The organism is Blastococcus sp. MG754426, assembly GCF_021699055.1.
In the GTDB taxonomy this organism is placed as follows: Bacteria; Actinomycetota; Actinomycetes; order Mycobacteriales; family Geodermatophilaceae; genus Blastococcus.
Genome location: NZ_SSXC01000103.1, coordinates 1 through 11,168, shown reverse-complemented (window position 1 = coordinate 11,168; position 11,168 = coordinate 1). Strand labels below are relative to the sequence as shown.

The following is an 11,168-nucleotide window of genomic DNA, read 5'->3' as shown; positions in this document are numbered from 1 at the left end:
CGACGAGGACACCACCGCCTACGACGGCGGCCACATCGAGGGCGCCGTCAAGCTGGACTGGAAGAAGGACCTGCAGGACCCGCTGCGCCGCGACTACCTGGACAGGAGCGCCTTCGAGGAGCTGCTGTCCAGCCGGGGCATCGCCAACGACGACACCGTCGTCCTGTACGGCGGCAACAACAACTGGTTCGCGGCCTACGCCTACTGGTACTTCAAGATCTACGGCCACTCCGACGTCAAGCTGATGGACGGCGGCCGCAAGAAGTGGGAGCTGGACGGCCGCCCGCTGTCCAAGGACGCTCCTCAGCGCCCGGCCACCCAGTACAAGGCGTCCGAGCCGGACCTGTCGATCCGCGCGTTCCGCGACGAGGTCGTGGCCTCCATCGGCTCGAAGAACATCGTCGACGTGCGCTCGCCCGACGAGTTCTCCGGCAAGATCCTCGCGCCCGCCCACCTGCCCCAGGAGCAGTCGCAGCGGGCCGGTCACGTGCCCACCGCGATCAACATCCCGTGGAGCAAGGCGGCCAACGAGGACGGCACCTTCAAGTCCGACGAGGAGCTGGCCAAGCTCTACGCCGAGCAGGGCTACGACGAGAGCAAGCCGACCATCGCCTACTGCCGGATCGGCGAGCGCTCGAGCCACACCTGGTTCGTGCTGCGCGAGCTGCTCGGCAAGCAGGACGTCAAGAACTACGACGGCAGCTGGGTCGAGTACGGCTCGCTCGTCGGCGTCCCGATCGAGAAGTGAGCTGACATGTGCGGAGCGCCGAAGCAGGGTGGTGTCCTCGACGGCATCGACCTGAGCACCCAGACGGTCATCCAGGGCTCGGTGTGGCACGACGGTGCGCCGGTGGCCGGGGCCTACGTCCGGCTGCTGGACTCGACCGACGAGTTCACCGCCGAGGTGGTGACCAGCCCCGAGGGCGAGTTCCGGTTCTTCGCTGCGCCCGGGCCGTGGAAGCTGCGCGCCCTGGCCGCGGTCGGCAAGGGTGAGCGCACGCTCGACGCCGAGGTCGGCCTGAACGAGACCACGGTCGTCGTCGCGTAAGGACCCCGTTCCCGCACCGCTCGCGAGCTCGCGGCGAGCCTCCGAACGGGGCCGAGGGCTCACCGCAGGCGGCCCGCCTCCCCCGGGAGGCGGGCCGTCGTCGTCTCAGTCCACCCCGGGCGGCAGGCGGTTCGGGCCGGCCTCGGGGGGCCGGGGGCGGTCCTCGGGGAAGGCGCGCACGGCCACGATGGCGACGTCGTCGGCGCCGGGCTCGGGCACCAGCCGGGCCAGCACGGTGTCCAGCAGCTCCTCCAGCGGCGTGCTGCCGAGGTCGCGCAGGGCCGCGTGGAGCCGCTCGATGCCCTCGTCGAGGTCTGCGTCGCGCCGCTCGACCAGCCCGTCGGTGACCAGCAGCAGGGTGTGCCCGTCGGGCAGGTCGACGGACTGGTCGCTGCGGGGGGCATCCGGGTCGATGCCGAGCATGAGCTCCGGCGTGCTGGTGAGCATCGTGACCGAGCCGTCCGGGGCCAGCAGCACCGGCGGCAGGTGCCCGGCGTTGCTCCAGCGCAGCAGCCGGCGCCCGGCCACCGGCACGTCCGGGTGCCGCTCGATGCGCGCGAGGACTGCCGTCGCCAGGGTGGATACGGCCAGCCCGCGCGCGGCGTGCTCCACCCGGGTGAGGGTCGCCGCCGGGCCGTCGTCCTGCGCGTAGGCCAGCGCCCGCAGCAGGCCGCGGAGCTGCCCCATCGCCGCAGCCGCGCTGCTGTCGTGGCCGACGACGTCGCCGATCACGAGCATCGTGGCGCCGTCCGGCTGGAGGAAGGCGTCGTACCAGTCCCCGCCGACCTGCGCCTCGTGCGCCGCGGGGCTGTAGCGCACGGCGATCTGCAGGTGGTCGGGCTCCGGTGGCGGGGTGAGCAGCGACTGCTGCAGCCGGTCGGACAGGGCGCGGTCCGCGGCGGCCCGGGCGGCCAGCGCCTCGAGCTCCGCGGCCTGCCGCTGCGCCGCCAGCCGCTCGGTGAGGTCGCGGAAGGAGACCACCACGCCGGTGAGCTCGCCGTCCTCCACGGTGGGGACGACGACCATCTCCACCGGGACGGGGCTGCCGTCCTTGCGCCAGAGGGTCTCGTGCTCGGCGACGACGGTGCGGCCCGTCCGCAGCGCCTGCCAGACCGGGCACTCCTCGCGGGGGTACTCCGAGCCGTCCGGGCGCCGGCCGTGGACCAGCGCGTGCTGGTCCTGACCGAGCTGCTCGCCCGGGTGGTACCCCGTGAGCCGGGCCGCGGCGGGGTTGAGGAACTCCACCCGGCCCTCGGTGTCGAGGCCGTAGATGCCGTCCGCGACGTTGGCCAGCACGCGTTCGGTGATGGCCAGGGCGCGGGTCAGCTTGGCCTCGGTCTCGCGCAGCACCTCGAGGTCTCGGGCGCGCGCGGTGGCCACCTGGCGCAGCGTGGTGGCCTCGGCGCCCGCGGCCCGGGCCTCCGCGGTGAGCCGCTCGGCGTGCATTCGGTCGGTGATGTCCATGCCGGTCACCAGCAGGAACTGCTGCAGGTCGCCGTCGCGGACGAGCTGCATCGTGAGGTCGGCGGTGCGCCGCCGTCCATCGGCGAGGAAGAAGCTGGTCACCGCGCGGACCGGCGCGCCCCCGGCCGCGACCTCCAGGCACCACCCGCGCACCGTCGCGCCGACGTCCGGGTCGCCGGCCCACCAGCCGGCCTCCCAGAAGGGGCGGCCCAGCTGCTCCCGGCGGTCGAAGCCGCGACCTTCCACGGCCAGGCGGTTGGCGGTGAGCAGCGTCCCGTCGATGTCGCAGATGGCGGCGAACATGAACGTGGACTCGTGGAGGACGGCGTACCACGACGGCGTGCCCGGGAGCACCTCGATCCCCGGGGTCGGCGCGATGCCGCGGCCGGCCTCGGCCATCTCGATGACTGCTCCTCCCGCTCCACCCCGTCCTCCGGGGTGTGTCCAGCCTGCCGTACGACCCCCGCCGGCACCAGCGACGCGGTCTGTCGGGTCCGCCTCACTCCCGGTGCGCGCAGCGGGGCGCCCGCCCCGGCGGGGAGCCGGGGCGGGCGCCGCGGGTGGTGCGGTCGGCTCAGCCGCAGAGCCCCTCGGGGAGGGAGGTCAGGCACTGGTTGCGGTCGAAGTCGACGTCGCCGGTCTCGTCCCAGACGAGGTCGGCGGGCTGGTTGCCCTTGGCCTTGTTCCGCTCGACCTCACCGCGGGGTTCGAAGATGGGCACCTGCTCCTCCTCGGGCGGCGCGGGGAAGCTCGACTGCACGACGATCCCGCCTTCGACGACGCTCACCGCCTCCGAGTTGTTGTCCAGCACTGCATTGTCGCGCACGTGGAAGTCCTGCGCGCCGAGCAGGACGATGCCGACCCCGCTGATCGGCAGGTCGTCGGCGCAGACCTTGTTGTTCTCGGCGACCTTGTTGTCCCGCAGCTTCCAGTCCGTGACGGGGCCGGGGGCTCCAGCGAGCAGCAGCATGCCCAGGCAGTTGCCGACGGCGACGTTCCCGCGAGCCTCCCCGACGCTGGCGTTCCGGAAGAAGTAGCCCATCATGTTGCCCGCCGAGTGGTTGCCGCGGACGTCGGCGTCGGCCTTCTCGCTGTCGCCGATGTAGAAGCCGGCCTCGGCGTTCCCGGTGGCCTTGTTGCCGTGGAAGGTCGTCCCCTCGGTGACGAAGCTGGCTGCGCCGTACCCGCCGTTGTCGGTGAACCGGCTGTCGCTCACCCTGAGCTTCTTCGTCGCGAGCGCCACGAGGCCGTCCCCGGTCGCGCCGGTGACGGTGATGCCGCGGACGCTGACGTCCTTCACCCGGTGGACGGCGTTGAACTCGTCGTCGACCTCGCCGAGGACGCAGATGCCGGACACGCGGTCGGCGGGGCCCTCCAGGGTGTCGCACGCGGTCGGCTCCGCGCCGGTGGGTGCGATGACCACGCGGTGGCCGAGCAGGGTGATGCCGTCCTTCTGGATGGTCACCGACTCGTGGTAGGTGCCGGGTGGGATGCGGATCGTGTCGCCCGGCTTCGCGGCGTCCACCGCGGCCTGGATGCTGAAGCCGTGGTTCGGGTCCGGCTTCTTGCCGGTGTCCGCGGTGGCCGGTCCGGCCACCGCGAGGGTGGCGAGGGTGGCGGCGGACGCCACCGCCAGGAGACGTGCTCTGCGCAGGTGCATGGGTGCTCCCTGGATGCGGGACGCCGGCCCCCCGGTTGGCGGACGTCGGTGTCCGCCGCCGCGTCGCCCCTGAGGGGGGCAGCCTGCCCACGGCCCTGTGTGGAACGGAATCCCCCGATACCGGGGGTTGCGCCGGTCGCTCCCGGTCAGAGCCCCAGGCCGGCGGCGAGTTCGCCCATGGCGCGGTCGAACCAGCGGTCGGTGTCCAGCACCGATCCGACGAGGTGGCCGAAGAGCTCGAAGCTGATGGTGCCGAACACCGCGCTCCAGGCCAGCAGCGCGCGCACCCGCACCGCCTCGTCGAGGGCCGGGTGCTCGCCGCCCAGGATCGCGACGGCGTCGTCGCTGATCAGCGCGGGGTCGCGCTCGCCGGCCGCCTCCGGGAGGTCGCCCGAGCGGGCGGCGTCCCCCAGGATGCGCCCGAGGACGAGGCCGACGCGGGCAGCGGGCGGCACCGTCTCGGCGGGCGCCCGGTAGCCCGGTACGGGGGAGCCGTACAGCAGCGCGTACTCGTGCGGGTGCTCCCGCGCCCAGCCGCGCACCGCCCGGCACACGGCCAGCCAGCGCTGCCGCGGCGGTCCGCCGGGCGGATCGGCCGCCTCCGCGGCAGCCCCCAGGTCGTCGTAGGCGTCGATGATGAGCCGGGTCAGCAGGTCGTCGCGGCTGGGGACGTAGCGGTAGACGGCCGAGGAGGCCATGCCCAGCTCGCGCGCGACGGCCCGCAGCGACAGACCGGCCGCCCCGACCTCGGCGAGCTGGCGGCGGGCGGCGTCGGCGATCTCCGCGGTGATCTCGGCGCGGACGCGCTCGCGTGCGTTGGGCATCCGCCCACGGTGCCGGGCGAGAGCGGTGCGCGCAAGAGTGAGCACCGCTCTTGACAGGTGACCCGGGCCGGCGAGAGCATCGGTCCAGGACAAGAGCACCGCTCTTGTCGAGACGCCCTGGAGCACCTCATGGCACTGCACGTCATCGTCGGCAAGGGCCCGGTGGGCCTCACCACCGCCCGGGAACTGCGCGACCGCGGGCACGAGGTCCGCGTGCTCTCCCGGTCCGGCGCGGTCCCCGCGGACGGCATCGAGCACCGGCAGGTGGACGCCGCCGACGCCGCCGCCCTCACCCGCGCCGCGCGCGGGGCCGCCGCCCTCTACAACGCCGTCAACCCGGCGTACCACCGCTGGGCCACCGACTGGCCGCCGGTCGCCGACGCGCTGCTGGCAGCCGCCGAGCGCGCCGGCGCAGTCCTGGTCACCATGTCCAACCTCTACGCCTACGGCCGCCCGGACGGCCCGATGAGCCCGCGGTCGCCGCTCGCGGCCACCGACACCAAGGGCGTCGTCCGCGCCCGGATGTGGCAGCAGGCGCTGGCCGCCCACGAGGCCGGGCGGGTGCGCGTGACCGAGGCCCGCGCCGCGGACTTCGTCGGCCCGCAGGTGCCACCGGCGCAGTCCCACCTGGGGCGTCAGCTCCCCGCGCTCCGGCGCGGCCGCACCGCCTGGGTGGTCGGCGACCCGGACGCACCCCGCAGCTGGGCCTACCTCCCCGACGTGGCGACGACGCTCGCCACCCTGGGCACCGACGAGCGCGCGCTCGGCCGGGCGTGGCACGTGCCCAGCGATGCCCCGCGGTCCCAGCGCGCCGCCCTCGCCGACCTCGCGGCGGCCATGCGCGCCCCGGCGCCCACCGTGCGCGGCATCCCCTGGGCGGTGCTGCGGGCGGCGGGCCCGGTGTCCCCGCTGATGCGCGAGGTGCTCGCCGTCCGGCACCAGTTCGACCAGGAGTACGTCGTCGACGCCGCGGGGACGACGGCGACCTTCGGGATCGCCGCGACCCCGTGGGCCGAGGTGGTCGCCGCGACCGCCGGCCGCGCACCGGCGGCCGCCTGAGGCCGGGCCGCGGCGCCGTCACTACGGTGGTCGCCATGGTCTCTGCCTGGCTTCTGGTCACCCTGACGGCGTCGTGCGCCGTGGCGCTGGGCTACGGCGCCGTCCGGCTCTCCCGCGGCCCGAAGGCGGGCCGGCGGTGAGCGCGCCGACCGAGCTGCCGGTGCCCGACACCGCCGACGTCCGCAGCGGCCCGGAGGTCTCCCCGGAGCTCCTCTCCGTGCTGCCGCTGCTGGGCGAGTGGCACGGCGAGGGGCAGGCGGCGGGCGCGGGCGGCGACCACCGGTTCGGCCAGTGGGTCCGCTTCGCCCACGACGGCCGCGGCTTCCTGGCCTACGAGTCGCGCACCTGGCGGCTCACCGACGACGGGGCGATCGTGGGTCCCGACGTCCGCGAGTCCGGCTTCTGGCGGCCGCGCGGCGAGGACGACGTCGAGCTGCTCGTCGCCAGCCCGGACGGGCTCGTCGAGATCTACGTCGGCACCGCGCGCACCACCACCAGCTGGGAGCTCACCAGCGACGTGCTCGCCCGCACGCCGGACGCCCCCGACGTCACCCGCTCGGTGCGGCTCTACGGCATCGTCGAGGGCGCGCTGATGTACGCGATCGACCGCGCGGTGGGGGAGCGGCCGCCCCGCCCGGTGATGTCGGCGCGGCTGGAGCGCCTCCGGTGACCGCGCCCACCACCCCGCGGCAGGTGGCCGACCGCTACGTCGACGCCGTCTGCGACCTCGACCCGATCGTCGCGACCTCCCTCGGGGTCCGCCCGGGCGACGACCGGCTCCCCGACGTGAGCCCGGCCGGGCTCGAGGCCGAGGCCGACCTGGCCCGTGCCACCCTGGCCGAGCTGGACCGGCTGCAGGCGGCCGCCCCCGGGCTGGACGACGACCCGGTCGAGCGCCGCTGCGCCCGCCTGCTGCGCGAACGGCTGGGCGCGGAGCTCGCCGTCCACGAGGCGGGCGAGGGGTTCCGGTCGCTCAACAACCTGTTCAGCCCGCTGCACGCGGTCCGCCAGGTCTTCATGCTCATGCCGGCGGCGACGGAGGAGGACTGGTCGGTCATCGCGCGCCGGCTCTCCCGCGTGCCGGAGGCGTACCGCGGCTACCGGGAGACCCTCGCCGAGGGGGCGCGCCGCGGCCTGCTCGTGGCACCGCGGCAGGTGCGCACCGTCCTCGCCCAGCTCGACGAGTGGACCAGCGGGCCGTTCTTCGCCTCGTTCGTCGCCACCGGGCCCGAGGCGCTGCGGAGCGAGCTCGCCGCGGCCGCCCGGGCCGCCGACGAGGCGGTCGCCGAGGTGCGCGGGTTCCTGCGGGACGAGTACGCCCCGCGCACCGAGGGGACGCCGGACGCCGTCGGGCGCGACCGCTACGCCGTCGCCGCCCGCCGCTGGACCGGCTCGGACCTCGGCGCCGGCCGGGGGCTCGAGGAGGCCTACGCCTGGGGCTGGGCCGAGCACCGGCGGATCCTCGCCGAGCAGCGCGTCGAGGCCGAGCGGGTGCACCCCGGTGCGACACCGCTGGAGGCGATGCGCCGGCTCTCCCTCGAAGGGCCTGCGGTCGAGGGCGTGGAGGCGATCCGCCACCGGCTGCAGCAGATGATGGACGACGCGATCGCAGCGCTGGACGGCACGCACTTCGACCTCGCCGCCCCGGTCAAGCGGGTGGAGGCGATGATCGCCCCGCCCGGGAGCGCGGCCGCGCCGTACTACACGCGGCCGTCGCACGACTTCTCCCGGCCCGGCCGCACCTGGCTGCCCACGCTCGGGCGCACCCGCTTCCCGCTGTGGGACCTGGTGTCGATCTGGTACCACGAGGGCGTCCCGGGCCACCACCTGCAGCTGGCGCAGTGGGTGCACGTGGCCGGGCAGCTCTCGACCTACCAGACGTCGCTGGGCTCGGTGGGGGCGAACGTGGAGGGCTGGGCCCTCTACGCCGAGCGGCTCATGGACGAGCTCGGCTACTTCGCCGACCCGGGGGAGCGGCTGGGCTTCCTGGACGCCCAGCAGCTGCGCTCGGTGCGCGTGGTGATCGACATCGGCATGCACCTGGGGCTCCCCGTGCCCGAGGACGCCGAGGGCGCGCTGGCCGCGCACCGCGGCCGGCCGTGGACGCCCGAGCTGGCGCGGGTCTTCCTGGGGGAGCACTCCGGTGCCGACGTCGCCTTCCTCGACAGCGAGCTGGTGCGCTACCTGGGGCTGCCGGGGCAGGCGATCAGCTACAAGCTGGGCGAGCGGGCCTGGCGGGACGGGCGGGCCGCCGCCCGGCGGGCCCGCGGTGCGGGGTTCGACCTCAAGGCGTGGCACATGGCCGCGCTGTCGCAGGGCTCGCTCGGGCTGGACGACCTCGCCGGGGAACTGGCGCTGCTCTAGTAGCGGTCAGCCGCGCGCCGGCACGGTGTTGACCGGGTCGTCGGCCTGGCCCACCCGGTCCTCCGCGGAGCTGGGGAGGGCCTCCAGCCCGGGCGTGGCCAGCAGGTCGGCGACGCAGGCGGCGCTGCCCCCGACGTAGGTGCTCATCAGGTCGATGTCGGTGGCCACGACCCACGAGCGGTCGGTGGGCCACCACAGGTTGGCGCTCTGCTCGGACGGCTCGGGCGCCAGGTTGCGCACCGCGTCGGTGACGGCTCCCCGCACCAGCACGGCGTCCCGCCCGCGGGGCAGGGGCAGGGTGGGCACCCCGTGCAGTGCGGCGGCGTCGGAGCCCGGGCCCGCCCACCGGCCCAGCAGGCAGTCGCCGGGGGTGCCCGTGTGGCGGGCCAGCACGGCCGCCAGGCGCGCGGCGACGGTGGTGGGCAGGTGCCCCTCCGCGGGGGCGCCGTCCCAGTCGGGCGGCTGGCTGTCCTCGGCCACGTACTCCCAGCCGCCCGTCACCGCCGGCCACTGCGCCAGCGGGTGGGCCACGGTGCCGTTGACCGCGGCGACGGCGGCCCAGGGGACCTCCACGTCGTCGTCGCCCGCGTAGCGGTAGGCGGGGTGCAGCACGCGGGCGTAGGCCGGGAAGAGCGGCGGCACCAGCGCGGCGACGGTGCCCCAGCGGGCCCGGGCGACGGCCGCGGCGATCCAGGCGCCGACGGAGACGTCGGCCTCGACGGGAAGACCGCCGAGCTGCACGCGCGCCTCCTGGGAACGGACAACCCCCGGGCTGCTCCGCGGCGCTCCGCTGGGGAGCAGCACGCGGGCCGACTGGACAAATGTCGGCGGCCCGGGGGTCGGGTGACTGTCCGGTTCTCGCTCGCCGCCGTGCGACGGACGGGCGATCATGCCGTCGTTCGGATCGTCCTCCGAACGGGCGGCCCATCTGGACGGCGGCTAGCGGACAGCCACCTCACGAGTCCTGTAGCTCAGCAAAGTTACGGACCACCTCCCTTCTCGTGTGCCACGACGGTACGGCCGCGCGCGCGGGAGCGCCAACGGTTTCCGTCCGCTCTCGGCGAACGCCCTGCTGGCCGCCCGGCTCCCGGCGTGTCCGCCCCGGACGGGCTGCTCAGGAGCGGTCGCCGGGGCCCAGGGTGCGGCCCGGCGGCCGGGCACCGGACCAGTCGGGGTCGTGCTCGGCGCGGTCGTCGACGGTCTCGTACCCGGGCCGAGGGCCGTCGTGCTCCCCGAGGTCCTCGGCGGCGTCCGTGGCGGTGCGCCCGGGCGGGGGCGCGCCCTCCCAGTCCGGCTCGTGCTCGGCCTCGTCGTCCACCGTCTCGTAGCCCGGGCGCGCGGCCTCCTCCCCGAGCTCCTCGGTGGCGGCGGAGGCGCCGGGGCCGGGCGGCGGCGTGGTGACCCGGCCGGCGCCATGCCCGGGCCGGTCGTCGACGGGGTCCCAGGCGTCGGGGATGCCGTCGTGGTCGATGTCGCTGATCTCCTGCAGGTACATCGCCCGGTAGCGGCGGTTGCGCAGCCGGAGGATCACCGCGGCGGACAGGGCCGCCAGCAGGGTGCCGAAGAGGATGCCGACCTTGGCGTGGTCGTAGCTCTCGCTCTCCGCGCCGTAGGCGAGCTCGGTGATCAGCAGCGAGACGGTGAACCCCATGCCGCCGAGCAGGGCCAGCCCCACCACGTCCGGCCAGCCGAGGTTCTCGTCCAGCTGCGCCCGGGTGAAGCGGGCGACCAGCCAGGTGGCGCCGGTGATGCCGATCGCCTTGCCGGCGACCAGCCCGACCATGATGCCGACCGCGATGCTGTCCCCGAGCGACTCGCCCAGGCCGGAGAGCCCGCCGATGGCGACGCCGGCGGAGAAGAAGGCGAAGACGGGGACGGCGACGCCCGCAGACAGCGGCCGGATGCGGTGCTCGAAGTGCTCGGCCATGCCCGGCCCGGCGTCCGGCCCGCCGGCGGCGTCGCTGCGGATCACCGGGACGGTGAAGGCCAGCAGGACGCCCGCGACGGTCGCGTGCACGCCCGACTCGTGGACCAGCACCCAGGTGACGGCGGCGAGCGGCAGCAGCAGCCACCACGAGCGGATCCGCTTCTGCACCAGGAAGCCGAAGAGCGCCAGCGGGATCAGCGAGAGCAGCAGCGGCGTGACCGCCAGCGAGGCGGTGTAGAAGATCGCGATGATCGTGATGGCCAGCAGGTCGTCGACGACGGCGAGGGTCAGCAGGAAGGTGCGCAGCGCGCTGGGCAGGTGGGTGCTGATGACCGCGAGGACGGCGAGCGCGAAGGCGATGTCGGTGGCCGACGGGATGGCCCAGCCCTGCAGCGCCCCCTCGCGCGCGTTGAGGTTGAACACCACGAAGAACAGCGCCGGGACGACCATGCCGCCGACGGCGGCGGCGATCGGCAGCGCCGCACGGCGGGGCTCGCGGAGGTCGCCCGCGACGAACTCCCGCTTGAGCTCCAGCCCGGCGACGAAGAAGAAGATGGCCAGCAGCCCGTCGGCGGCCCACGTGCCGAGGGAGAGGTCCAGGTGCAGCGACGCCGGGCCCACCGTCGTGTCGCGCAGCGCCTCGTAGCTCTCCGCCCAGGGCGAGTTGGCCCACACCAGGGCGATCGCCGCACCGATCAGCAGCAGGGCACCGCCGACGGTCTCCTTGCGGAGCACCGAGGCGATGCGCTGCGCCTCGGTCCAGGATCCCCGTCCGAAGAGGCGGGAGGGGGTGGACGTCGTCACGGGGCGGCTCCGGGGAAC

10 protein-coding genes are annotated in these 11,168 nt (G+C 75.1%); 5 read left to right on the top strand and 5 right to left on the bottom strand.

Going from position 1 to position 11,168, the window contains the following annotated elements:
* Together E9549_RS21200 and E9549_RS21195 are read left to right on the top strand one after the other, a co-directional pair.
* Positions 1-748, top strand: a 748-nt coding sequence (locus tag E9549_RS21200) for a sulfurtransferase (RefSeq protein ID WP_236828573.1), incomplete at its 5' end; no start/stop codon positions are given.
* 6 nt (positions 749-754) lie between these two features.
* Positions 755-1,048 (top strand): DUF1416 domain-containing protein, encoded by a 294-nt coding sequence (locus tag E9549_RS21195; RefSeq protein WP_236828572.1) that lies wholly within the window; start codon positions 755-757, stop codon positions 1,046-1,048.
* Between the two features lie 105 nt (positions 1,049-1,153).
* On the opposite strand, the gene E9549_RS21190 is transcribed toward E9549_RS21195, so the two are convergent.
* From E9549_RS21190 to E9549_RS21180, 3 genes are all read right to left on the bottom strand, one after another.
* Positions 1,154-2,911, bottom strand: a complete 1,758-nt coding sequence (locus E9549_RS21190) for a SpoIIE family protein phosphatase (protein WP_236828571.1) — start codon at positions 2,909-2,911, stop codon at positions 1,154-1,156.
* Between the two features lie 175 nt (positions 2,912-3,086).
* A complete protein-coding gene (locus tag E9549_RS21185) occupies positions 3,087-4,172 on the bottom strand; it encodes a nitrous oxide reductase family maturation protein NosD (protein ID WP_236828570.1) in 1,086 nt (361 codons plus the stop codon).
* Between the two features lie 146 nt (positions 4,173-4,318).
* Positions 4,319-4,996, bottom strand: coding sequence for a TetR/AcrR family transcriptional regulator (locus E9549_RS21180; protein WP_236828569.1), 678 nt, complete (start codon positions 4,994-4,996; stop codon positions 4,319-4,321).
* Positions 4,997-5,125: 129 nt separating this feature from the next.
* Between E9549_RS21180 and E9549_RS21175 the strand changes: the two genes are divergently transcribed.
* The 3 genes from E9549_RS21175 to E9549_RS21165 all read left to right on the top strand — a co-directional run bounded on the left by E9549_RS21175 (position 5,126) and on the right by E9549_RS21165 (position 8,419).
* A complete protein-coding gene (locus tag E9549_RS21175; protein ID WP_236828568.1) occupies positions 5,126-6,055 on the top strand; it encodes an NAD-dependent epimerase/dehydratase family protein in 930 nt (309 codons plus the stop codon).
* A 136-nt stretch (positions 6,056-6,191) separates the two neighbouring features.
* Positions 6,192-6,725 carry an FABP family protein gene (locus tag E9549_RS21170; RefSeq protein WP_236828567.1) on the top strand — a complete coding sequence of 178 codons (534 nt, stop codon included), beginning with the start codon at positions 6,192-6,194 and terminating at the stop codon, positions 6,723-6,725.
* Positions 6,722-8,419 (top strand): DUF885 domain-containing protein, encoded by a 1,698-nt coding sequence (locus E9549_RS21165; RefSeq protein ID WP_236828566.1) that lies wholly within the window; start codon positions 6,722-6,724, stop codon positions 8,417-8,419. Before E9549_RS21170 ends, E9549_RS21165 begins: the two co-directional genes overlap by 4 nt.
* Before the next feature lie 6 nt (positions 8,420-8,425).
* Here E9549_RS21165 and E9549_RS21160 read toward each other — a convergent pair whose 3' ends face one another.
* Together E9549_RS21160 and nhaA are read right to left on the bottom strand one after the other, a co-directional pair.
* Positions 8,426-9,160, bottom strand: coding sequence for a hypothetical protein (locus tag E9549_RS21160; RefSeq protein WP_236828565.1), 735 nt, complete (start codon positions 9,158-9,160; stop codon positions 8,426-8,428).
* Positions 9,161-9,533: 373 nt separating this feature from the next.
* Positions 9,534-11,150, bottom strand: coding sequence for a Na+/H+ antiporter NhaA (gene nhaA / locus E9549_RS21155; protein WP_236828564.1), 1,617 nt, complete (start codon positions 11,148-11,150; stop codon positions 9,534-9,536).
* Positions 11,151-11,168 lie beyond the last annotated feature (18 nt).

Bases quoted from the DNA above. Each gene is read 5' to 3' on its own strand.
- E9549_RS21195 (WP_236828572.1), top strand. From the start codon at position 755: ATGTGCGGAGCGCCGAAGCAGGGTGGTGTCCTCGACGGCATCGACCTG.
- E9549_RS21180 (WP_236828569.1), bottom strand. From the start codon at position 4,996: ATGCCCAACGCACGCGAGCGCGTCCGCGCCGAGATCACCGCGGAGATC.
- E9549_RS21190 (WP_236828571.1), bottom strand. From the start codon at position 2,911: ATGGCCGAGGCCGGCCGCGGCATCGCGCCGACCCCGGGGATCGAGGTG.
- E9549_RS21175 (WP_236828568.1), top strand. From the start codon at position 5,126: ATGGCACTGCACGTCATCGTCGGCAAGGGCCCGGTGGGCCTCACCACC.
- E9549_RS21185 (WP_236828570.1), bottom strand. From the start codon at position 4,172: ATGCACCTGCGCAGAGCACGTCTCCTGGCGGTGGCGTCCGCCGCCACC.